This is a genomic window from Marinomonas aquiplantarum (assembly GCF_003314975.1).
GTDB classification, from domain to species: domain Bacteria; phylum Pseudomonadota; class Gammaproteobacteria; order Pseudomonadales; family Marinomonadaceae; genus Marinomonas; species Marinomonas aquiplantarum.
This window is the reverse complement of the sequence record NZ_QNRF01000007.1, coordinates 1-20,748: the sequence shown is the minus strand read 5'-3', so window position 1 is coordinate 20,748 and position 20,748 is coordinate 1. Positions and strand designations below refer to the sequence as shown.

Genomic DNA, 20,748 nt, shown 5'->3' with positions numbered 1-20,748 from the left:
ATTCACGGTTTCCCGCTAACGAATCACCTTCTCTTCTAATAAGAAGTCAAAAATGGCTTGGGCTTTTTCTTCCACCGTTTCGTTTTTCAACACTTTTCCACCGCCTCCAACAGGTTTCGCCGTTGCTGCTTTAAAACGATCGGCAGCGGTTTTGGCTTTTACCACCTTCATCCGCTTTGGTCTTGGCTTAGCCGGTGTGAACTGCCATTGTGCGGCGACCTCATCTGCAATGGAAGTAGTATTTATCACTTCAATGTCCGCTCGCTGCCCCGGCCCAAACGCCGTTTGACGAGGCGCTTTCGCCGCATTATCCAAGGTCGCTACAAAAGGTAACGCCACACTCACCAAGCGCCTTTGACCTCTTGGTAATGCGAGCAAGACTTGTGCCACTCCCTCCTCAATAGACTGGATTTCCGCCACCCTAGGCAACAGCGGCCAGCCGAGTCTTTCCGCTAATAGATACGGCAACATACCTGACGATTGGCCCATTTCGGATCGCACGCCCATTAGCACCATTGAGGCTTGTTGCGCCTCAACATAGTCTATTAAGGGCGATAAAACATCCTCATTGGCTTGCTGTGCTAACACTGACAATTTGGATAAGCCCATGCCTGCGTATTGACGCAGAACGGAAGAATCTGCGTTACCAGCATGCGCTACAGACAAATGCATTAATTGACGCTCTTGCAGACAAAGACCCATTTCGACCGCACGACCATCTTGTTCAGCGCGGCGCTCACGGCCCGATTGGGGATGACGACCAATCGATACTAAGGCCAATACTTTAGGCAACATGGCTCACCTCCGACGTGGTTTCAGTCTGTTCCAATGTCTTGCCAGTATGCTGCTGTGCTAAACGACATAACACGGCCAACACTTCTTCACTGTCCGCAATCACAGCTAAATCCGCCCGTTTCACCATATCGCAGCCCGCATCCGTATTGATGGCAACGATCTTGTCACACTGACCAATGCCCTGCATGTGTTGTATCGCACCTGAGATACCCACCGCCACATAAACACGCGCTGTCACCCAAGTGCCCGACGCACCGACTTGGCGCATTCTCGGCATATAACCATCGTCCACTGCCACACGACTGGCACCTTCCGTTGCACCCAACAAGGCAGCACAATCGTGAAATTGTTGCCAATTATGAATACCATTGCCCGCCGATAGGATAAATTCTGCTTCCGCTAACGGCACAGCATTTGGATCAACGGCGATTAAGCCCTTATCTTCCAGTCGCACCTCAACAGAGGATTCAACTTCCAGTGCTAAGGGTAAGACCTCATGACGGGTTTCATCAATCGCTTGACCGCATTCTTCTAGGATCATTAAGATACGCGGCGTTTCACGTTGAATATCCTGACTACCGGACGCAGCACGGCACGTCGTCGTATCGATAGATACCTGCCAAGCTTGCGCCGCTGGGCGCTCATCCAGTTTCACCGCCAAACGTAATGCTAAATCGGTACCGCCATGCACACTGTCAGGGAACAACCAATGTTTTGGCTGATAGATGGACTCTATTTGCAATAAAGCCTGGAGACGCTTTTCTGGGGCAAAGCCTTCATATTCTGCTGACAATAAGTGAATCAAACGATCCACACCCGCCTCATCAAACTGAGCTTCTTTGGATTCTCCAAAACATACTGCTACCACAGCTAAATTCTCGTCAGCATTGAGGGCTTTTCGCTGCTTCGCCAGTTCATGAGCCAAGCCCAAAATGTCTTTATCTTGCGCCGTGAGTCGCCCACCGGCCATGTCTGGCACCACTATGATATAGGCATTGGGCTCTACCACTTGGTGCAAGGGCAATGTCACTTCCTGAGCAGCTGAACTGCGACGTTTCGCACCCGTTGCGGTTTGACCATTGCCCGCTAAACGATCAATCCGCTTAATGCCATTGGGGCCAATAAAACCCACTTGGTGAGGATTTTTGCGTATTAAACCAGATGGTCCTCGAACCACAGCCGATACTTGCGTCATGGCTTGATGCAAAGGGTGAAGACGATTGCGTGCTATCCATTCGGCTCTGGGGTCACGACGTAAGATATCTTCGTGTTCTGTCATGCTGCTCCCTCGACCGTATGTTCAACCAACTGTTCAACCAAATGCTCGGCCATGATTTCGGCAATATCACGCACTTGTGGACGAGGCTCGACGACCCCTTCCAACATGGCCGTACACTGCTGGCAACCCACGGCGACCAACTCAGCTCCCGTTGCCGCCACGTCTTCCATGCGCATGTCAGCAATACGTCTTTCACCAGGAATATCCGTAATCGGCGCACCGCCACCGCCGCCACAACAGCGCGAGCGATAACCAGAGCGTTCCATTTCCGCTACCTCTATGCCCAAGCTGGACAATAAGGCTCTTGGGGAATCGTATTCGCCATTGTATCGACCAAGATAACAAGGGTCGTGATACGTCACCTTGCCGCCTTTGAAGCGATCGACCTGCAACATGCCTTGCTCAATAAGACGATTCAAGAAAGTCGTATGGTGCAAAACCTCCACGTCTTTTAGAGCACCAGCTTGATCAAAGTCGGCGTACTCATTTTTCAAACAATGAAAGGCATGCGGGTCCGTCGTAACCAAGGTGCTAAATTTATATTGAGCTAAGGTCGCCAAGTTGCGTTTTGCCAAACTTTGGAAAGTGGCATCGTCCCCTAAACGACGCGCCACATCACCACTGTCTCGTTCTTCATCACCTAAAATTGCCACATTCACATTGGCCGCTTTGAGCAGTTTCACAAAGGCTCTTAGAATGCGTTGGCTGCGCATATCAAAGGCACCATCCGACACCCAAAACAGCACCTCGGCTTTTTTAACGTCTTTCATCACCGCTAGATTCTGATCCGCTGCCCAATGGGTGCGGCTGCCCGGCGCATAACCATTTGGATTGTCCGTGGCGATGATGTTTTCTAATACTTCAGCGCCCTTGTTTGGCGTGTCGCCTTTTTCAAGGGTCAAAAAACGTCGCATGTCGACGATGGCATCTACATGCTCAATCATCATAGGACACTCTTCCACACAAGCTCGGCAAGTGGTGCATGACCATAGGGTATCGGCACTGACCAGACCTTCGGTGATGATCTCTTGTGGCGATCCACTCGCCTTACCAACAGGCACGTTGGGATAAGGACTGCCTGCGTATTTTTCATCTGTGCCACCTGCCAAACCCACCACCATATCTTGGATAAGCTTTTTCGGATTCAGTGGCTGACCCGCTGCAAAGGCTGGGCACATGGCTTCACAGCGACCACATTGCACACAAGCATCAAAGCCTAGTAATTGGTTCCATTTAAAGTCTTCTGGTTTCGCCACACCATGAGATTCGCCACCTAAATTGGCCGGTTTCAATCCCGTAGAGCGACCACCGCCAAAACGCTCAGGACGACGGTGAAAAGCCAAATGCAAAGCCCCCGCAAAAGCGTGCTTCATCGGGCCGCCCCATGTCATGCCAAACAGCATTTCGCCCAGGCTAAGCAGCACTAACAAGGCCAATACCAGGCTCACCAAGGTAAGACCAATATTGCTCAAACTTAAACTCTCCGGCAAAATCCCTGCCGCAGGTAAGGTCAGCACAAAAAAGGTAATAGCAAAGGTCAGTAGACTTTTCGGCAGACGCATCCACGGCCCTTTTGAAAGCCGCGAAGGCGGATTAAGACGGCGCTTAAAAACAAACAAAGCACCACAAAACATCATGCCAAGAGCCGCCAATAACATCCACGCCAAAATACGACTTTGAATGTCGAACAAATGCACTAAGATCACCAACACCATGGCTAAAACAAAACCGCCCCCTGTGGCAACATGAGTGCGAGACATGTATTTATCTCGCTCTACCACATGGTGGAGATCGTGAAGATAACGCTTTGGCATGGCCAGTAAACCGGCCCACATATCGACTTTTTCCGCTTGCCCCGCACGCCAAAAATTAACACGACGCAGCGCACCTATGGCGGCCAACACCAACAAGGTGGCGATTAAAGAAGGAATTAACCAATCAAAAATCATTTTTTACCCTCAATTTTGAGCGTATTTAAAACAACAAAGCCTACTAACAAGCTCAGCCAGCCTTTGCTCTTACAGGTCTTTACAAAGACGCAAAGCATCGTACATGGCCGCATGAATGTTGCGCTGCGATACGCAATCCCCTAAGCGCCATAGCAGCATGCCGTCTAGCTTATCGGCCAACAGCTGAGGCTGAGGTTTGATATCAAACAAGGCCTCATTATCAATCTGACCTTTGTTGACTGAGTTGGCTTTGAGAGCGTAATAAAGCTCTTCGTTTGGCCTTGTGCCGTTCTCTACGACCACTTGATCCACCACGCGCTCTTCTTGTTGGCCTGTGTATTCGTTTTCCAATACCGCGACCAGCTTGTCGTCTTCTCGGTAGACTTTTTCAAGCAGCATGTCGGACGTCATAATGACTTCTTTTTCATACAAAGATCGGTAGTAAGTCGGGAAAGTCGTCCCGCCTATACCAACACCCGGTTTAATGTCGTCTGTCACCAACTCCACTAATGACCCTTTTGAGGCCAAGTAATCCGCTGCGGACATACCGGAGAATTCACAAATAGTGTCGTAGATGAGCACATTTTTACCTGGCTCTACAGAGCCGTTGAGAATATCCCAAGTCGACACTACCAGACCTTCTTCTGCGCCCCACTCAGGGTTTTGTTCAAGGAAAGGACGACCACCAGTACATAAGACACACACTTCTGGATTCAAAGATTGAATCAAGTCAGCATCGGCTGCCGTGTCCAAACGTACCTCAACACCAAGACGCTCAACTTCCATGATCAACCAACGGGAAATACCGGCAATTTGATCACGCTGCGGTGCTTTCGCTGCCAAGCTGATTTGGCCGCCCAGTTCAGGCGCTTTTTCGATCAAGGTCACTTTATGACCCCGTTCCGCCGCCACACGCGCTGCTTCCAAACCGCCAGGGCCTCCGCCAACCACCACCACATTACGAATCGGCCCAGTGGTCTTTTCAATAATGTGTGGCAAGCCCATGTATTCGCGAGAGGTTGCGGTATTTTGTACACACAAGACATCCAAACCTTGATATTGACGGTCGATACAATAGTTTGCCCCCACACATTGGCGAATCTGATCGACCTGATCCATTTTAATCTTGGCAATAAAATGCGGGTCGGCAATGTGCGCACGCGTCATGCCGACAAAGTCTACGTAACCCGCTTCGAGAATACGCTTCGCTTGGTTCGGATCCTTGATGTTTTGCGCATGGATAACTGGCACATTCACCACTTCTTTGATGCCAGCCGCCAAATGCAGGAAAGGCTCCGGCGGGTAGCTCATGTTGGGGATGACATTCGCCAAAGTATTATGCGTATCACAACCTGAACCCACGACGCCAAAGTAATCCACCATACCGGTGGCATCATAGTATTGCGCGATTTGCTTCATATCCTCGTGGTTCAAACCATCTGGGTGGAATTCGTCCCCTGTGATACGCATGCCAACCACAAAATCTGGCCCCACTTCTTCGCGTACCGCTTTGAGTACTTCCATACCAAACTTCATGCGACCTTCGAAAGTGCCGCCCCATTCATCGGTACGCTTGTTTACTCGTGGCGACCAGAACTGATCAATCATGTGTTGGTGCACGGCCGACAATTCGACCCCGTCCAAACCGCCTTCTTTAGCACGACGTGCCGCTTGCACAAAGTCACCAATCACGCGCCAGATTTCCTCAACTTCAATGGTTTTACAAGTCGCGCGATGTACAGGCTCACGAATGCCAGATGGCGACATCAGGTTCGGCCAATTTTCCCCGTCCCAACGGGAACGACGTCCCATATGGGTAATTTGAATCATGATTTTGCCGCCATGCTTATGAACCGCATCAGCAAGATTTTGGAAATGGGGAATAATGCGATCCGTCGACAAATTCACCGAACTCCACCAGCTTTGTGGGCTATCAATCGATACCACGCTGGAACCACCACAAATACACAAGCCACAACCGCCTTTGGCTTTTTCTTCGTAATATTTCACGTAACGGTCTGTGGTCATACCACCGTCAGTCGCATATACCTCCGCATGCGCCGTACTCACAATGCGGTTCCGAATGGTTAACTTATTAATATTGAGAGGCTCAAACAGCGCATCATACTGGGACATATAAAGAACTCCCGCTTACTGGAAAATACGTGAAATAGATTGATCAAAGCCATGCCGGCCCGCATGGCTTAACTGACTTTTATAACAAACGGCTTTAAATAGGCTGCACTTCAAAATACCCCACATCACAGCCTTCTTCCGCGCCACTTTGGGTCTGTGTGGCCTTAGTACGAATCGACGATTTCTGACTGTCTAAAATCTGATCTAAAGCCCCTGCAAACCAACCAGTGAACATGTAATCCACTTTGCGATTGACCTTCTTACCGTGAATTTTTTCGTAGTGATAAACAAAGGCGGAATTTTCCAATCGTACTTTTGCTGTGGCCTTTTCGATGTCCAATTCCTCGGTAATGAAAAAGCCCCAACCACGCTGTGATAAACGCTTCAAATAGTGATGCCAGATGTCAGCACCATAAATGCCATGGCACGCTGACTCCTGCTCACACCAAAAGTAGGCCGACTTATAACCCGCTTTATAGAGAATGTCGGCGTAACGCTCTGCTCCAATCTCGTCTTCGATGCCCATGTGGTTGTTGACAAAAAAGTGACGTGGCACATACAACATAGGCAAAGCATCGGTGGTCCATACACCGGTTTCATCGTCTACTTGAATTGGCATTTCTGGCGCATGAGAACTCATATTTCATTCCTTACTATTACAACCACCCAATATGGCGGAAAATTACTATTCAATAACCGCTGATAACCATCACAGAGAGAAGCATTACTCGCCCCACACTTCGGCCAATAAATTCACCCAGTTTTCACCCATGATTTTGCACACTTGGCGCTCACTGAAACCGTGACGCAACAAGGCTTCCGTCAAATTCGGGAACTCACCAACTGTGCGAATGCCTTTGGGGTTAATAATTTCACCAAAACGGGTTAAACGACGCGCATAGCCTTTGTCGTGAGTGAGGTATTCAAAAAAGTCATGACCATGACCTTGGGTAAAGTCGGTACCAATGCCAATGGCATCTTCCCCCACTATGTTGTAGATGTATTGAATGGCTTCTACATAGTCATCAATGGTGGCGTTAACACCGGCTTTGAGGAAAGGCGTGAACATGGTCACCCCAACAAAACCGCCGTTATCGGCGATAAACTTAAGCTCTTCATCACTGCGATTGCGTGGGTGCTCTTTCAAACCAGACGGTAAGCAATGGGAATACGCAACGGGCTTTTTGGATTCAATAATGACTTCTTTGGCGGTATTCGGGCCAACGTGGGACAAATCACACAACATGCCCACTCGGTTCATTTCGGCAACGATTTCACGGCCAAAACCAGACAAACCGCCATCGCGCTCATAACAACCTGTGCCCACCAAGTTTTGCGTGTTGTAGCACATTTGCACTATGCCAACGCCAAGGTCTTTGAATATCTGCACATAACCAATTTGGTCTTCGAACGCATGGGCGTTTTGAAAGCCCATCATGACGCCGGTTTTGCCTTCCGCTTTCGCACGATGAATGTCTTTGGTGGTGTACACCTTGGTTAACAAATCACTGTTGGCCTCAATCAGTTGATTCATTTCCACCACGTTGCGAACCGTGCCTTCAAAGTTTTCCCAAAACGACACAGTACAATTGGCGGCAGTCAACTTACCTTTGGCCATGTCTTCAAACAATTCGCGATTCCATTTCGCGCAAATCAAACCATCAATCACAATGGCTTTATCGTGTAGCTCTGCTGGGGTCATGGTGGATTCCTTTAGGATCTTAGCAATGAACCCAGTGTAATTTTTCAATAGCGTCGGAAGCTGGCTGGAAACGACTAGAGACAAACCAAAAGCGACTTTTTACCAAGCTGAAAAAGACATCGACAAAGTTGCGATAAGACCATCATCAGTCATAAGGCGAGACAATTGGCTTAGTGAATAGCGAAAATTGAACGGGCATTTGACAAAGGTAGAACAATCACTCTACCATGCAGGTAGAATACTTATTCTACCCTTTTGTGAGCTAGATAAACGCTAATATGAGTAAGACAGAGCCATGTTAAAACAACAGATTGCCGAACGATTAGAGCAAGCCTTTAGCCAATTCGGTTTCGCGGAACCCAACGTGGCACAGCTCAAAACCGCGTGTCAGGTCAGTTTACGAACCTTATACAAGCACTACCCGTCTAAAGAAGCCATGATAGTGGCTGCGCTGGATTTTCGTCATCAGCGTTATTTGGACTTTCTGCAAGACAACGCGCCAGAAGCAGGAACACCAGCCATTGAGCATATTTTTCAACAGCTGCAAGGCTGGATGGAAACCTTTGCACCACACGGTTGTTTATCAGTGAACGCCTTATCCGCGTACCCAGAAAACGCGCAAATTCATCAAGCCGTCACTGAGCACAAACAGGCGGTGATTCACTTCTTGGGACAACAAAGCCTTCGTCCAGATTTGGCTCATAGCCTGTTCTTATTGCACGAAGGCGTTTCCAGCGCTTGGCCTGTATTGGGACAAGCCGCAGTCACTTCCGCCCTGCACACTATTCAGCAATTACTCGAGGACACCACTAATGACATTGCCCACTAAAATGAAAGGCGTACAACTGATCGGCCACGGCGACCTAGACATGTTGCAGTACAAAGAAGACATCACAGTACCAACGCCACTAGCTCATCAGGTACTCATCAAGGTTGCTGCGGCAGGCGTTAACAACACAGATCTCAATACCCGCATTGGCTGGTATTCAAAAGGCGATAATAATAGCGATGATGCTGGTTGGGCAGGAAATGCTCTAAAACTCCCATTAATCCAAGGGGCAGATGTGTGTGGTTATATTGTCGCAGTGGGTGATAAGGTGGATGCTGCACGCATCGGCGAACGTGTGTTGATCGAGCCTAGTTTCCATAACTGGAATGGCGAAACTCAAACCTCACCTTGGTACTTTGGCTCCGAATGCAACGGTGGCTTTGCTCAATACACCGTCATTGATGCGCAATACGCCCATGTTCTCAACTCGTCAATGAGTGACCAAGAATTGGCCTCTTTCCCCTGCTCCTACTCTACCGCGGAAAATATGCTGACTCGCAGTCAGGTCAATGCACAAGACACAGTATTAATCACAGGTGCATCCGGTGGCGTTGGCAGTGCAGCGGTGCAGTTAGCCAAATTGCGTGGCGCGAAAGTCATTGCCGTTACTAGTCCGAACAAACAACAAGCGCTACTAGACTTAGGAGCAGATCAAGTGGTTGCTCGTGGTGACGATTTAGTTGCCAGTTTAGGGGAAAACAGCGTCAGCCTTGTGGTGGATTTAGTCGCTGGTTCACAATGGCCGCAGTTTTTACAAATACTCAAACCAGGCTCACGTTATGTGGTGTCGGGCGCCATCGATGGCCCGCTAGTAGAATTGGATGTTCGTACCCTGTACCTAAAAGACCTGAGCTTCTTCGGATGCACAACCCTCCAAGCAGGGGTATTTAGTAATTTGGTAGGCTACATTAATGACAATAAAATTCGCCCTCTACTGGCTCAAACATTCCCTTTACGAGACATCAAAGCGGCACAGCAGGCGTTCGCCAGTAAACAACACATCGGCAAAATTGTCTTAGAAGTGCCTCAAGATTAGCGGACAAGAAAATGACAAGACAAAGTAGAAACCAACAAGGTTTGATGCTCCTTTGTCTTGTCCAACATAACATTAAGGCTTGTTTTCATTAGTGAAATGGGAAAATTGACAGTATCTTGATACACTCACCAAGCTTTTGATTAATGAGCAAGGATTGATGTACAAAAATTGGGGTCGCCGTACGGCATTGTCTTCTTGTGGTGTATTGCTGCTATCGCTCAGCGGCTGCCAATCTATGTTGAATTTTGATTCGGTCGATTCCGTAAAAGAGTTGTCCAAACAAGTGCAAGATGCCGATAGCTTAGAAGATGTAAAAGCCATCGCTAAGCAAGCGAAAGTCACTCGTGATCACATACGTTCAGACTTAAAAGCCATTCAAGCCTTGTACAAAAACCTCGATCAACAAGTAAACAAAAAGTGGGGCAAAAATAACAGCCAGTTGCCCAACAAGAAAAAGTACGTCAAATACGTCAATGACTACCAAGCCCGCGCCATCGTCGATTTTGACAATGGCAAAGTGCGCGTAGAAACCGTTGACGGCCGTAACCCGAGGGACACCCTGACCAAAGCGGTCACCACCACTCTACTGACCACAGCCGATCCAACCAAAACCGACATCTTCTCCAGTTCTGCACCGAACACAGATGGCGTCCCCTTCTTGTACCCACAAGTCATGGACAATGAAGGTGTACTGGTTAAATACCGCTGGCGAGCTGGTCGCTATGCAAAATACCTAGTGGCTAATAAACTGCAACGCAGTACCAACAGCGGCAACCTCGTCTACTCGGTTGAATTTGATCTGGTGGAAAAGCACGAACATTTGCGTCAAAAGAAATACAGCCAATACGTTCTCGCCGCGGCCAAACGCTATAACCTAGAACCAGCGCTAATCTACGGCATCATCGAAACCGAAAGCTCATTTAACCCCTACGCGGTTAGCCCTGCCAACGCCTATGGACTCATGCAAGTGGTGCCCGCAACCGCTGGCCGTGATGTATACAACCTAATCAAGAAAAAATCTGGCCAACCGACCAAACAAGTCTTGTTCTCGCCCGAACAAAATATCGACATTGGCAGCGCCTACCTACACATTTTACAAACCCGCTATTTGGTCAAAGTCCGCAATAAAACCAGCCAAGAATACTCCATGATTTCGGCCTACAACGGCGGCACTGGCAATGTACTTAAGACCTTCGACAGCAATCGGTCGGTCGCTATGGACAAGATCAACCAGAACTCCTCTAGCTCTGTGTATCAAAGACTCAGATACGATCACCCAAGAGAAGAGTCCCGTAACTACTTGGAAAAAGTAACCAAAGCCAAGAAAAACTACGAGTAAATTTACGGTGTAGTGCTACGTGTGAGAGGTTTTTCGTTAATAATTGGAATAACTGGGGTCAGTGTTAAATTATATTTAATTTTACTCTGACCCCAATTATTCTTCGACGTTGCTTAAATTTGAGCAAGCCCACCATCAACAAATAACTCCGCGCCATTTACATAGCTTGCGTCATCAGAGGCAAGGAATGCCGCAACGGAAGCGATTTCATCAGGTTCTGCCACTCTTCCTAGCGGCACTTGTGATGCAAATGACGACACGAATGACGCTTTGTGTTCTTCCGGAACAAGCCCAACAAGCCCTGGTGTTTCTGTTGAACCAGGACTTAGTACATTGATACGAATGCCTTTTCCTTTAAGATCAAGGATCCAACTACGAGCTAGATTTCTCACAGCACTTTTGCTCGAACTATAAACACTGAATGAAGGCGTTCCTCCCGCGGAAGCCGTGGAACCGGTCAAAATAATGGATGCAGAAGATGACAGCAAAGGAAGTGCTTTTTGAACAGTAAAAATGACGCCTTTGACGTTGGTATCATAGGTACTGTAATAACTTTCTTCTGTGATCTCACCAAGCGCTTGAAGCTCCCCACCACCAGCATTAGCCGCCACAATATCCAAGTGACCAAATTTTTCCTTAATCATTTGGTAAAGGTTATCCAGCTCATCTAGTTTGGAAATATCAGCTTGAAAACCTGTTGCTTTTTCACCTAACTCGGCAACCGCTTGATCAAGTTTCACTTTCCTGCGAGCCGTGATGATGACCCTTGCACCTTCTTGGATAAACCTCCTCGCAATTGCAAAACCAATTCCGGAGTTTCCCCCTGTGATAAGTGCGATTTTACCATCAAGTTTTTTCATTTTTTCTCTCCAAAGTTAAAAACAGATACTAAAAAAGTATCCATTAAGAGCAAAAAAAAGCTATTGCTCTATTGCGACTTTTTCTAGCATGTCATATACGGATGTAGACTTAAGCCTTTCTTCTAAAGCGATTTGCACGTCATCAAGAACATCTCCCATGGCGCTTTGAATATGAGTGCTAATTTTGCACGACATATTCTTAGGATAACTATGCACCATAAAAGCTTTGGGCGCTTCTACCGCCTTGTATACGTCAAGCAAAGTGATCTTTTCGGCATGACGAGCTAAAACACTCCCACCATTTCTACCTGATGATGAGCTAACAAGACCGGAAGAGGAAAGCTTAGCCAGAATCCGTTTTATAAAAATTGGATTTGCATTAACACTTTCCGCCAGTTCATTAGAATTGACTTTACCGTACTTTGCTATCCCTACGAGGACATGAACGGCTATTGAAAATTGAGTGTTTGAGTTCGACATAAAAAAAGGATACTACCATAGTATCTATATAGCAACATAAATTTATTAGCTCCGTTAAAACCTCCATACCATTTAAGCATCTGGTATGACAGACCCTTTACTTTACTGTTTAAACGAACCTAAGCATTGAGACTTCCCCTAGATTTTACTCTTCACAGTAAACTCATTGCTATATTTCCACTCACAATACGCAAGTGTCATCACAAATATACCTTCTAGTCCGAGAAACACCACGCCAATGAGACTGATAGTCTGAAAGTAATGCCAAATCACCATGACACACACCAGCATCCACAGCACATTTGCCATCGCTAGCAATAGAATGAAAAAGCGCTTTCTGACGCACGAAAAAGCAAGCGACAAAGCATAAACCCCATAACAGACATTGGCCGCAGCTAAAAATTGAATGGTGGCAATAGGCAAACCATAGAGATGACTCAACCAATCTTTTAGCAGCAACAAGAGTATGCCTGCCGTTAAACCAGCAGTCCCGTCTAGGTGTAGGATGGTTGATTTATTGATAAATCGCATTTTAGGTGTTGATGCCGTATGGATGTGGTTTGTCATTAAGATAAAAGCATGAACAGGCGCATTGGGCAAATAGAGCCTTTGCTCTCTTGGCATCATTTCCTCCTTGAAATTGATGTAAAGAATTAACATTTCACGATAACGAATGCTTAGGTATCGGATAAAAGAGCGTTGACCGCTTTAGTTGCAATAGCAAACCACCTAAAAAATAAAGAGACCAGAATAACGTTATATTTAATTCTGGTCCTAATTATTACCCAAAATACCAGTTCAACCAGATCGGCTGGGGTTCACTAAACAACACACTACTTCATTGTGTTAGTGAACTACTCAACTAAGCCATTGCAGGAATTCTAGCGATGACTTTTATTTCAAAATCAAAACCAGCTAACCAAGTTACACCAACTGCTGTCCAATTAGATGGTGGCGAAAGATCAAACATCGCTTGTTTAACGTCCATTATTGTCTCAATTTGATTCTCTGGATCCGTATGAAACGTTGTTACATCAATGATATCGTCGAAAGTACATCCTGCCGCTGCTAGAACATTTTTCAAATTTTCAAAAGCTAGCATTACTTGAGCTTTGAACTCAGGTTCAGGACTACCATCTAAACGACTCCCGACTTGCCCAGAAACAAATAAGAGATCTCCAGATTTTATAGCAGGTGAATAGCCATGAGCCTCATACAGAGCATGACGCTCTGCTGACTCAGGGTAAATAGCTTCTCGTTCCAACATAGAATAACTCCTTTAATTTAATAAATAGACCAACTCTAACGGATGCTTTCGAAGCAAAGAGAAGATAAAATCTGCCACTAAGACATACGCCATGTATGTTAGATTAATTCATATACGACATGTATGTCAAATTCACATACGAAGCGTATATACCGATAGATAGGTTAAAAATGAATAAACGAACAGAAAAAATGGCCGAAACAAGAGCAAAACTTATTCAAGCAGCTCGTCAAGCATTTGCTGAAAAAGGATATGCAGAAGCCTCTATGGATGATTTAACGTCCAAAGTTAATCTAACTAGAGGTGCGCTTTATCACAATTTTGGGAACAAGCTCGGGTTACTAGCAGCGGTAGTGGATCAACTGGACTCAGAAATGGCCATAAAAGCTCAGATGAAAGCAGAAGCGGTTGAAAACGAATGGGAAAGTTTTTTAATGGAAGGCATTGCCTACATTGAAATGGCGCTTGTTCCTGAGATACAGAGAATTGTGTTATTGGATGGGCCTGCTTTTCTAGGAGACCCATCACAATGGCCCAGTCAAAGTAGTTGTCTTCAATTAACTATTGCTAAGGTTCAGCACCTGATCGATACAAATATACTAAAAGAAGTTGATGTAGAAGCAACATCAAGGCTGGTAAGCGGAGCCGCTTTAAATGCTGCTTTGTGGGTTGCTGCAAGCGCTACTCCAGAGGAGGTTCTCCCCAAAGCAATAGAAGCTTTCAAAACACTGTGCAGCGGATTGGTTAAAAGTTAATAACTAAGAAGCGCCTTCTATACTAGTGGCCATTCCGTTATTGGCTATCCTGAATTTAAAGGCGTCAATGGAATTGGCTCACCATGTGATTTCCAGAAGATCATCGATTATGTTTTTTATTTTATTAGGCGGCATGCAGGTCTATTGGCTGCACGTTATCCAAGTTGATGTTCTGCTTGGCCTGCCAAAGCTCGTAATTGCCTTGCATGCTAAGCCAACTTTCAGGGCTTCGCCCCAATACTTTTGATAGCCTTAAGGCCATTTCTGGCGTTACTGCACTTTTGCCCTTCACTACACGATTTAGTGTTGAAGCGGCAACACCAAGATGAGTAGCTTGAGCCCTGCAACTTATGCCGTGTGTCTCCATGTAAATGGACTTAATAAATTCACCGGGATGTGGTGGGTTATGCATATTCATTAGTGATAATCCTCGTAATTTAAGGTGTAAGCATTACCATCCGTGAACTCGAAAGTTACTCTCCAATTGCCGTTAACTGATATCGAACAAATATTAGACCTTTCTCCTTTAAGTTGATGAAGAGAAAAGCCTGATAAATCAATGTCATCGATATCTTGTGCTGTGTGGATAGCAGCTAACTGCATGCGAAGTTTTTTCGCGAGCTTAGTCTGTATGCCTGAAGTTTTCCCTTTTTCGAAAACAGAGCTTCAGACCCTTATGTTTAAATGACTTAATCATGGCGAAAGTGTAGCGCATTGCGCAACGCGGTACAGCTTAACGCCTAACGCCTAACGCCCGCATAACAGGCAAAAATACGTAGGCGACAATACCAAGCGAAGCGCAGGGAGCCTACGTGTTTTTGTCCCAAGGAGCGCCAGCGACTGAGTCAATGCGTTTGTTAGTTGCCGTAAATTAAATAGGCGTGCTAACATTTGTGTGTACATTTCATAAGGAGTTTACTATGGATACCCGTATTCAGTTTAGAGTAGATGAAGAAACTAAACGGCTAGCTCAGACAATGGCCGAAAGCCAAGGACGCACTTTAAGTGACGCTTGTAGAGAACTTACGGAAGAACTCGCTGAACAGCAACGAAAAATAATTACTCATGATCAGTGGCTTACTGAAGAGATTAATGCCGCGTTCAGTAAATTAGAGAGTGGGCAAAGCAAGTTCATCAGTCATGAAGAAGCGAACTTGGAAATGGAAGCTCGAAAAATGAAAATTAGGAATAAAGCCAAAAAATGATCTTATGGGAAAAAAGTTCGTTGGACGATCGTGAGGCTATTTTGGAATTTTTATACGAATTCAACCCATTAGCAGCAGAAAAAGCTGATGCAATAATAGAGAAGAAAGTTGAAAACTTGAACCAACAACCTCTTATGAGAGTAGAGAGAGATGGCATACCGGGAAGATTGTTAATAATTCCAGAGGTTTCAATGATTGTTTCATATTTCATAAAAGACGACATTATTCACATTCTTCGAGTTTTACACCAAAAGCAAAAATTTCCTGTAGGCAACTAACGCTTTGCTAAGCGGCAATAAAATAGTTGGCTAAAATGGCGAGGAACGAGCAAAAGCCAGCTGTTTTTTTGTCCTTGTTTAAGCGTTTGTTAGTGACCAACTTCCGGAACAATTGATTTCTGAAAATTATAATAATGGTTATTCCCTTCATCAGTATATTCACCGACCAGGCTTAAACTATGCTCCTTTAGAATATTTATGTATTTCTCTCTTCCCAGAGACATAGATTTTCTTCCAGTTAGTAAATCATCCCAACTAACGATTTGACACGGAGCGCTGAATAATAGGTTGCCTCCGTCTTGTAGAGAAATCGCCATTTTTCTTAAAACTGAAATTTGAGTTGAATGAGGCAATAAAAAGATTAAGCCAACAGACAGAATTGCATCAAATTTTTTATCAAAGAATAGAGATGTCACGGCAGATTCATACTTTGCAATTGCTTCTGGAAATCTTCTCTCATACTCTTGCACCAATGTTTTTGATGCGTCAATTCCATAAACACTGACTCCTCTATCAATAAAATATTGAGTATATGGTTCGCCAAAGCCGCACCCAACATCTAAGAGTACTTGTCTTGGTTCTAGAGACTTACCCCAATTTTCAATAGTGGCCAATCCTATAGATGATCGGGAAGAGATAAAATCTTGCGCGATTGCCTCCCAACCATAAGATAAGTCATCACTATTGCTTTGAGATGTCACAGATTTCTCCTTACTCACTAACGCTTCACATAAACGGCACGAGGAACGAGCGTCCGGCGACCGCAGGGAGCGCATTTAATGTGATTGTTATATGCCATTTGGCACCTTCTCTAAAAACTTCCTCAGTAGGGATGCTGAGTGCGAGAAGTTTTCAAGCTGATCTTGCAGACCGTATGCCCACTTGATGCCATGGAAAAAATTATTCCTAAAACGATACACTATAATCAGGCAGCCAATAAGCTGGTAAGCTGGAACTACATTCTCCCCGGTTAGCACAGCACACACCAAATCAAGGTTGTCATTGTTGCGTAGGTGGAGATTGTCAAAGCGGTGATTCGTATTACCACCATCAATATAGCGATTGGAAAAGTAGTCTAAATGCTCCGTGAACCAACCGCCGTTGATGATTTCCGGATCAATGCTTTCGACTTTCTCTGAGATCTTCTTGACGGACGCATTGCTCCCCAACATTTGGGCCTCGAACAAAGTCCAGAGCAACGTAAACCTTTGAAGCGCTTCATGCTCTTCAATTGAGAGACTCTCAACACCAGGAGCGACCCTTTCAATATCAGCTAGCTGAACCATAGAATCTCCTTTGGCATATAACGCCTCAATAACCGGCGCGCGTTAGCGCGTCCGGTGCCGAAGGCGCGAAGTTGATTGATTTGTTATATTTTTTTCTTAAGATCATCAAACAAATCCAAATATCGTATTTCTAAATAGTCCAGACTTTCCAGTTCGAAGTTAATATAACTATCTCCTGATGGGTGAGGCTTTGAATATATAAAAACAAATGCTCTTTTATCATTTTCTTTTGATATTTTTTCTAACCTTTTCACAACCAAATTTTTTACAGGATATTCAGAAATCATTGTTTCGGATATAAAGAATGAAGGTCGAATACCACTTCCTTCATATTCAAGTGTTTCACCGAAAGTAAGTTTGTAATATTTCTTTTTTTCAACATAATCAATGAAAGCTACCCCCCAATAAATTAAATTTTCATCTGGAAGGGCCACAATAGGTTGTTGATAAACACCTTTAAACTGCGACTTATAGCTAACATCCTTTCCCGATATGTTGATTTTGTGTTCTGACAATGAGCCATCTTTTTTGTATCTTATAAATTTAGATACTAAAGAGCGTACGGAATAGTATTCAGAGCCACCGTAAAACTCTTCTCCCGTTACACTCCTTTCACGTCGGTTACTTTTTTTCTTTTTCTTCGTAAGGTCGACCCCTTTGAGATCTTTCTTCGCAAATTGATTTTTAGGGCGTTTAAGATGAAAAACATCTGATATGGAATCATTTTTAACAAATTTTGATTGAGCCGATGCTGTTGGTGACTCAACACCAGCAACTCTATCTTGACCAAATGTTGCATCACAATCGTCAGAATGATTGTACCCTCTGAAGTGTGGAGACTGATGCATATCCTGTTTTTCCTGATCAAGGTTTATACAAGTAACCTTGGCATTACATTTATCACTAGGACATTCAAAAGCTGATTTATCAGTTATGACACCAGCCCAATAAAGGTCATATGCCAACTCAGGATCAATAATATCCTGATACTCATTGCTATAAGCTTCTTCCAGTGATGCCATAAGTTCTCCCAAAAATATAACGCCGTAAATAACCGGCGAAGCTTTGCTGCGTCCGGCGCCGAAGGCGCGAAGTTGATTGACTTGTTATAAGCTTTACCCAATTGCTACACCAAGTACCGAAATAATAATTGCAAGAAGTGCGATATTGGTTGAAAGCTTAAAACCAGCTTGCGCCTCATGAGAACTTAGCATTTTTTGGGCTTCATCTAGAGTTGTTAGAACAACATTCCGAATCGAAAAGGTAACAGACAGCTTTCCAGAAACCATTTGTATTGAGTTGTAGTCGCCCGGGATTCTGGTGTGAGGTCGTATGCGCTGATCAATATCATTTAGTTGTTCTCTAAAGCCTACTAGACTAATCGCAAATTCTCCAAGTTTTCCTTTAACGAATGCATGATAGAACCGTGGCTTGAATTGAGACAGCTCTTTCAATATTGCCATAACCTGTTCATTCAGCCCCATTAACTCATCATTGAATTCGTTCATCGAAGCTCCATTTGCGTATAACGCCGCATTAAGCGGTGAGTAGCAGCTTGCTATAATCGTGAAGCGAAGCGGAATCGAGCAAGCTGTTACGCATCCGTTTGAATGCTTTGTTATACCTAATATGCTGGTTTAATATATTGTGACACAGCAATACAAAACGAAATAAACAGAAGGAACAATCCTTTATATAAATAGTCTTTTTGCTTTTCTTGCACTAACCAACCATCAATAATATAAAAATCTCCTATAGCTTTAGCTTGATTGTTAAATACTGCGTGAACCACCTTTCTAGGAGCACCACCAATAGTTGCAGGAGTATTCATTAGAAAATAGTCGGGTTTATTGTACTTTAGCCAAGGAACTTTATTAGCAATCACCCCCTGAAATTCATTGAATCCCTCATCACTAGGCTTCAAAGCTGCTCTGCCACCAACCTTATTTACATCGTAAGAATGTAGTGTATGTACAGCCGATTTAACATCTCCCCAATCAGAGGTTAAATTTGAAATTGAACCCAATAGTCCGTCGCTTCCCATAGCCATCACAATACTCGCTAACAACCCAAATAGTGCTGACAAAAAACCTCTACGATTTTCTATTTCAAAACCTGCAATTTGCATAATGCTCCTTTAGGTATAACGATTCAAATATGGGGCGCGCGTTGTTTGCGCGTCCCTGCCATAATTTGTTTGTTAGCTTTCATCTTCTAAGCCAATTACACTGATTTTATAGTCCCCAGCTTCTTCAATCTTGTCATCAATATCAGTTTTGATTTCCAAGGCATTTACATTCCACTTGTCATTTGGTTTATAGAATTCAAAGTATAAAACTACTGGCTGTCTTTCAAATTTTAATAAGTACCATCTTGCCCAGTAGTCTCCTTTTAAGCCTTGTTCATGAATTAATTTATACGAATAGTAATTTCCAAAAATCTTAAAATAATTCTCGAACTCACCATCGACTTGCTCAAGATCTGCCGGACTAATATATTTAATAGCTGCTCCTTTTGACAAAGCAGTGGAAGCTATGTTTTTGTACTTTCCTTTTTCAATCAACTCAAATACAGGCTTTACAAGTTGCTCTAGTTTCTCACTTTGTTCCGCATAAACGTTTAGGGACAAGGCAAAAAGTAAAATAATATATAAATTTTTCAAAGATTCCTCCGATGAAAGCTAACGCCTGTAGCACAGGCCGCGTTGTGGCGAAGCCACGCTTTTAGCGGTCCAGCCCGAAGGGCGATTGTGCCTACACTTGTTAAGTGTTGATTTCATGAAGCGCTTCTTGTGCATATGGATGACCCCTCTCTAACCATTGCTCAACAAATGGCTCCAAGTCTTTAGCTGCTTTACCTAACCGCTGTATTACAACCAACGAACACTCCACTGGCATACCTAGTTTATTGTACGAAACTTGAAATTTATTTTTAGCTGTACCATCTAATATCGTTCTTAGAATAGGAATTGCGTCTTCACCTAAGCTTTCTAGCTCGCATACAGCTTTTGCTCTATCTGCTGGTTTTAAAAATCTTTCGCTGAATTCAATACTTTTGTTCATAGTGACACTTAACGCCCAAAGCAGCGGCGCGCGTTAGCGCGTCCAGCCCGCAGGGCGATGCTGCCTTTGCTTGTTAAATGTTTGGTACTTGAAAGTAGCAATTTATTAGACTTTTGCACTTGCACTCACCGCAATAAATTCTTCATTCTCAGGATCATCATATTCCTCGATCCAGTTTCTAGGGTCGCCAAGATAACGATACTTTAGGCTTGGGTACAGCTCTTTGTAGTCATTGTGAAAACGCTGCTTCAGCCAAATATTACTCCTTTTTCTTGGCCACTCTGATTCGGCTGTATCAATCTCATTGCCAGCCTCTAACTCTTTGGCCAATAACTCTTTAAGAGGGCCCTTTAGCTTTTCGATTACTCGCTTCTTTGTTGTCATAGACATTTAACATTTTAATAGTGCGCATGCGCGTTTAGACAACTCAGAGACTTTACCAAAATCTTTATAAACAATTGATATAAAAAGTTTTTATCAATATATAAAC

General features: G+C 44.6%; 26 protein-coding genes. 6 read left to right on the top strand and 20 right to left on the bottom strand.

The window, feature by feature from the left end; translation table 11 throughout:
- Positions 1-15: 15 nt before the first annotated feature.
- The 6 genes from etfB to DFP76_RS13015 all read right to left on the bottom strand — a co-directional run bounded on the left by etfB (position 16) and on the right by DFP76_RS13015 (position 7,861).
- On the bottom strand, positions 16-795 hold the full coding sequence (gene etfB, locus DFP76_RS13040) for an electron transfer flavoprotein subunit beta (protein ID WP_113875083.1): 780 nt from the start codon (positions 793-795) through the stop codon (positions 16-18).
- On the bottom strand, positions 785-2,074 hold the full coding sequence (gene etfA, locus DFP76_RS13035) for an electron transfer flavoprotein subunit alpha (protein ID WP_113875082.1): 1,290 nt from the start codon (positions 2,072-2,074) through the stop codon (positions 785-787). The genes etfB and etfA overlap by 11 nt, the downstream gene beginning before the upstream one ends.
- Complete coding sequence (locus DFP76_RS13030) at positions 2,071-4,023, bottom strand: (Fe-S)-binding protein (RefSeq protein WP_281269736.1); 1,953 nt, start codon at positions 4,021-4,023, stop codon at positions 2,071-2,073. Before DFP76_RS13030 ends, etfA begins: the two co-directional genes overlap by 4 nt.
- Before the next feature lie 69 nt (positions 4,024-4,092).
- Positions 4,093-6,159 (bottom strand): dimethylglycine demethylation protein DgcA, encoded by a 2,067-nt coding sequence (dgcA, locus tag DFP76_RS13025; RefSeq protein ID WP_113875081.1) that lies wholly within the window; start codon positions 6,157-6,159, stop codon positions 4,093-4,095.
- 94 nt (positions 6,160-6,253) lie between these two features.
- Complete coding sequence (locus DFP76_RS13020; RefSeq protein ID WP_113875080.1) at positions 6,254-6,799, bottom strand: DUF5943 domain-containing protein; 546 nt, start codon at positions 6,797-6,799, stop codon at positions 6,254-6,256.
- Positions 6,800-6,883: 84 nt separating this feature from the next.
- A complete protein-coding gene (locus tag DFP76_RS13015) occupies positions 6,884-7,861 on the bottom strand; it encodes a dipeptidase (RefSeq protein ID WP_113875079.1) in 978 nt (325 codons plus the stop codon).
- A gap of 295 nt (positions 7,862-8,156) precedes the next feature.
- On the opposite strand from DFP76_RS13015, the gene DFP76_RS13010 reads away from it, so the two are divergent.
- The 3 genes from DFP76_RS13010 to DFP76_RS13000 all read left to right on the top strand — a co-directional run bounded on the left by DFP76_RS13010 (position 8,157) and on the right by DFP76_RS13000 (position 11,065).
- On the top strand, positions 8,157-8,690 hold the full coding sequence (locus DFP76_RS13010) for a TetR/AcrR family transcriptional regulator (protein ID WP_113875078.1): 534 nt from the start codon (positions 8,157-8,159) through the stop codon (positions 8,688-8,690).
- The gene (locus tag DFP76_RS13005) at positions 8,674-9,726 is read left to right on the top strand and encodes an alcohol dehydrogenase family protein (RefSeq protein ID WP_113875077.1); all 1,053 of its coding nucleotides are present in this window, start codon (positions 8,674-8,676) and stop codon (positions 9,724-9,726) included. Before DFP76_RS13010 ends, DFP76_RS13005 begins: the two co-directional genes overlap by 17 nt.
- A 157-nt stretch (positions 9,727-9,883) precedes the next feature.
- The gene (locus DFP76_RS13000; RefSeq protein WP_113875076.1) at positions 9,884-11,065 is read left to right on the top strand and encodes a murein transglycosylase domain-containing protein; all 1,182 of its coding nucleotides are present in this window, start codon (positions 9,884-9,886) and stop codon (positions 11,063-11,065) included.
- A 113-nt stretch (positions 11,066-11,178) separates the two neighbouring features.
- Here DFP76_RS13000 and DFP76_RS12995 read toward each other — a convergent pair whose 3' ends face one another.
- From DFP76_RS12995 to DFP76_RS12980, 4 genes are all read right to left on the bottom strand, one after another.
- Complete coding sequence (locus DFP76_RS12995; protein ID WP_113875075.1) at positions 11,179-11,925, bottom strand: SDR family NAD(P)-dependent oxidoreductase; 747 nt, start codon at positions 11,923-11,925, stop codon at positions 11,179-11,181.
- Between the two features lie 60 nt (positions 11,926-11,985).
- Positions 11,986-12,405: an Rrf2 family transcriptional regulator gene (locus DFP76_RS12990; RefSeq protein WP_113875074.1), complete on the bottom strand. Its 420-nt coding sequence runs from the start codon at positions 12,403-12,405 to the stop codon at positions 11,986-11,988.
- A gap of 138 nt (positions 12,406-12,543) precedes the next feature.
- A complete protein-coding gene (locus tag DFP76_RS12985) occupies positions 12,544-13,032 on the bottom strand; it encodes a hypothetical protein (RefSeq protein ID WP_220150997.1) in 489 nt (162 codons plus the stop codon).
- A gap of 235 nt (positions 13,033-13,267) precedes the next feature.
- Positions 13,268-13,672 carry a RidA family protein gene (locus DFP76_RS12980; RefSeq protein ID WP_113875073.1) on the bottom strand — a complete coding sequence of 135 codons (405 nt, stop codon included), beginning with the start codon at positions 13,670-13,672 and terminating at the stop codon, positions 13,268-13,270.
- A 170-nt stretch (positions 13,673-13,842) separates the two neighbouring features.
- Here DFP76_RS12980 and DFP76_RS12975 point away from each other — a divergent pair, with 170 nt between their 5' ends.
- Positions 13,843-14,427: a TetR/AcrR family transcriptional regulator gene (locus DFP76_RS12975; RefSeq protein WP_113875072.1), complete on the top strand. Its 585-nt coding sequence runs from the start codon at positions 13,843-13,845 to the stop codon at positions 14,425-14,427.
- A 124-nt stretch (positions 14,428-14,551) separates the two neighbouring features.
- Here DFP76_RS12975 and DFP76_RS12970 read toward each other — a convergent pair whose 3' ends face one another.
- Together DFP76_RS12970 and DFP76_RS12965 are read right to left on the bottom strand one after the other, a co-directional pair.
- Positions 14,552-14,845: a HigA family addiction module antitoxin gene (locus DFP76_RS12970; protein WP_113875071.1), complete on the bottom strand. Its 294-nt coding sequence runs from the start codon at positions 14,843-14,845 to the stop codon at positions 14,552-14,554.
- Positions 14,845-15,030, bottom strand: coding sequence for a type II toxin-antitoxin system RelE/ParE family toxin (locus DFP76_RS12965; protein WP_245931941.1), 186 nt, complete (start codon positions 15,028-15,030; stop codon positions 14,845-14,847). Before DFP76_RS12965 ends, DFP76_RS12970 begins: the two co-directional genes overlap by 1 nt.
- A 317-nt stretch (positions 15,031-15,347) precedes the next feature.
- Between DFP76_RS12965 and DFP76_RS12960 the strand changes: the two genes are divergently transcribed.
- Together DFP76_RS12960 and DFP76_RS12955 are read left to right on the top strand one after the other, a co-directional pair.
- The gene (locus DFP76_RS12960) at positions 15,348-15,632 is read left to right on the top strand and encodes a type II toxin-antitoxin system TacA family antitoxin (protein ID WP_113875070.1); all 285 of its coding nucleotides are present in this window, start codon (positions 15,348-15,350) and stop codon (positions 15,630-15,632) included.
- Positions 15,629-15,910 carry a type II toxin-antitoxin system RelE/ParE family toxin gene (locus DFP76_RS12955; RefSeq protein ID WP_113875069.1) on the top strand — a complete coding sequence of 94 codons (282 nt, stop codon included), beginning with the start codon at positions 15,629-15,631 and terminating at the stop codon, positions 15,908-15,910. The genes DFP76_RS12960 and DFP76_RS12955 overlap by 4 nt, the downstream gene beginning before the upstream one ends.
- A gap of 89 nt (positions 15,911-15,999) precedes the next feature.
- Here DFP76_RS12955 and DFP76_RS12950 read toward each other — a convergent pair whose 3' ends face one another.
- From DFP76_RS12950 to DFP76_RS12915, 8 genes are all read right to left on the bottom strand, one after another.
- Positions 16,000-16,611 carry a class I SAM-dependent methyltransferase gene (locus tag DFP76_RS12950; protein ID WP_181799852.1) on the bottom strand — a complete coding sequence of 204 codons (612 nt, stop codon included), beginning with the start codon at positions 16,609-16,611 and terminating at the stop codon, positions 16,000-16,002.
- Between the two features lie 87 nt (positions 16,612-16,698).
- Positions 16,699-17,196 carry a hypothetical protein gene (locus DFP76_RS12945; RefSeq protein ID WP_113875067.1) on the bottom strand — a complete coding sequence of 166 codons (498 nt, stop codon included), beginning with the start codon at positions 17,194-17,196 and terminating at the stop codon, positions 16,699-16,701.
- A gap of 83 nt (positions 17,197-17,279) precedes the next feature.
- On the bottom strand, positions 17,280-18,218 hold the full coding sequence (locus DFP76_RS12940) for a hypothetical protein (RefSeq protein WP_113875066.1): 939 nt from the start codon (positions 18,216-18,218) through the stop codon (positions 17,280-17,282).
- 93 nt (positions 18,219-18,311) lie between these two features.
- On the bottom strand, positions 18,312-18,704 hold the full coding sequence (locus DFP76_RS12935; RefSeq protein ID WP_113875065.1) for a hypothetical protein: 393 nt from the start codon (positions 18,702-18,704) through the stop codon (positions 18,312-18,314).
- Positions 18,705-18,820: 116 nt separating this feature from the next.
- Entirely contained in the window at positions 18,821-19,324 is a 504-nt protein-coding gene (locus DFP76_RS12930) for a hypothetical protein (RefSeq protein WP_113875064.1), read from the bottom strand.
- Positions 19,325-19,396: 72 nt separating this feature from the next.
- Positions 19,397-19,858: a hypothetical protein gene (locus DFP76_RS12925; protein ID WP_113875063.1), complete on the bottom strand. Its 462-nt coding sequence runs from the start codon at positions 19,856-19,858 to the stop codon at positions 19,397-19,399.
- A 100-nt stretch (positions 19,859-19,958) separates the two neighbouring features.
- On the bottom strand, positions 19,959-20,258 hold the full coding sequence (locus DFP76_RS12920; protein ID WP_113875062.1) for a hypothetical protein: 300 nt from the start codon (positions 20,256-20,258) through the stop codon (positions 19,959-19,961).
- Positions 20,259-20,363: 105 nt separating this feature from the next.
- Positions 20,364-20,648, bottom strand: a complete 285-nt coding sequence (locus tag DFP76_RS12915; RefSeq protein ID WP_147084212.1) for a hypothetical protein — start codon at positions 20,646-20,648, stop codon at positions 20,364-20,366.
- Positions 20,649-20,748 lie beyond the last annotated feature (100 nt).

Bases quoted from the DNA above. Each gene is read 5' to 3' on its own strand.
- etfB (WP_113875083.1), bottom strand. From the start codon at position 795: ATGTTGCCTAAAGTATTGGCCTTAGTATCGATTGGTCGTCATCCCCAA.
- etfA (WP_113875082.1), bottom strand. From the start codon at position 2,074: ATGACAGAACACGAAGATATCTTACGTCGTGACCCCAGAGCCGAATGG.
- DFP76_RS13030 (WP_281269736.1), bottom strand. From the start codon at position 4,023: ATGATTTTTGATTGGTTAATTCCTTCTTTAATCGCCACCTTGTTGGTG.
- dgcA (WP_113875081.1), bottom strand. From the start codon at position 6,159: ATGTCCCAGTATGATGCGCTGTTTGAGCCTCTCAATATTAATAAGTTA.
- DFP76_RS13020 (WP_113875080.1), bottom strand. From the start codon at position 6,799: ATGAGTTCTCATGCGCCAGAAATGCCAATTCAAGTAGACGATGAAACC.
- DFP76_RS13015 (WP_113875079.1), bottom strand. From the start codon at position 7,861: ATGACCCCAGCAGAGCTACACGATAAAGCCATTGTGATTGATGGTTTG.
- DFP76_RS13010 (WP_113875078.1), top strand. From the start codon at position 8,157: ATGTTAAAACAACAGATTGCCGAACGATTAGAGCAAGCCTTTAGCCAA.
- DFP76_RS13005 (WP_113875077.1), top strand. From the start codon at position 8,674: ATGACATTGCCCACTAAAATGAAAGGCGTACAACTGATCGGCCACGGC.
- DFP76_RS13000 (WP_113875076.1), top strand. From the start codon at position 9,884: ATGTACAAAAATTGGGGTCGCCGTACGGCATTGTCTTCTTGTGGTGTA.
- DFP76_RS12995 (WP_113875075.1), bottom strand. From the start codon at position 11,925: ATGAAAAAACTTGATGGTAAAATCGCACTTATCACAGGGGGAAACTCC.
- DFP76_RS12990 (WP_113875074.1), bottom strand. From the start codon at position 12,405: ATGTCGAACTCAAACACTCAATTTTCAATAGCCGTTCATGTCCTCGTA.
- DFP76_RS12985 (WP_220150997.1), bottom strand. From the start codon at position 13,032: ATGATGCCAAGAGAGCAAAGGCTCTATTTGCCCAATGCGCCTGTTCAT.
- DFP76_RS12980 (WP_113875073.1), bottom strand. From the start codon at position 13,672: ATGTTGGAACGAGAAGCTATTTACCCTGAGTCAGCAGAGCGTCATGCT.
- DFP76_RS12975 (WP_113875072.1), top strand. From the start codon at position 13,843: ATGAATAAACGAACAGAAAAAATGGCCGAAACAAGAGCAAAACTTATT.
- DFP76_RS12970 (WP_113875071.1), bottom strand. From the start codon at position 14,845: ATGAATATGCATAACCCACCACATCCCGGTGAATTTATTAAGTCCATT.
- DFP76_RS12965 (WP_245931941.1), bottom strand. From the start codon at position 15,030: ATGCAGTTAGCTGCTATCCACACAGCACAAGATATCGATGACATTGAT.
- DFP76_RS12960 (WP_113875070.1), top strand. From the start codon at position 15,348: ATGGATACCCGTATTCAGTTTAGAGTAGATGAAGAAACTAAACGGCTA.
- DFP76_RS12955 (WP_113875069.1), top strand. From the start codon at position 15,629: ATGATCTTATGGGAAAAAAGTTCGTTGGACGATCGTGAGGCTATTTTG.
- DFP76_RS12945 (WP_113875067.1), bottom strand. From the start codon at position 17,196: ATGGTTCAGCTAGCTGATATTGAAAGGGTCGCTCCTGGTGTTGAGAGT.
- DFP76_RS12940 (WP_113875066.1), bottom strand. From the start codon at position 18,218: ATGGCATCACTGGAAGAAGCTTATAGCAATGAGTATCAGGATATTATT.
- DFP76_RS12935 (WP_113875065.1), bottom strand. From the start codon at position 18,704: ATGAACGAATTCAATGATGAGTTAATGGGGCTGAATGAACAGGTTATG.
- DFP76_RS12930 (WP_113875064.1), bottom strand. From the start codon at position 19,324: ATGCAAATTGCAGGTTTTGAAATAGAAAATCGTAGAGGTTTTTTGTCA.
- DFP76_RS12920 (WP_113875062.1), bottom strand. From the start codon at position 20,258: ATGAACAAAAGTATTGAATTCAGCGAAAGATTTTTAAAACCAGCAGAT.
- DFP76_RS12915 (WP_147084212.1), bottom strand. From the start codon at position 20,648: ATGTCTATGACAACAAAGAAGCGAGTAATCGAAAAGCTAAAGGGCCCT.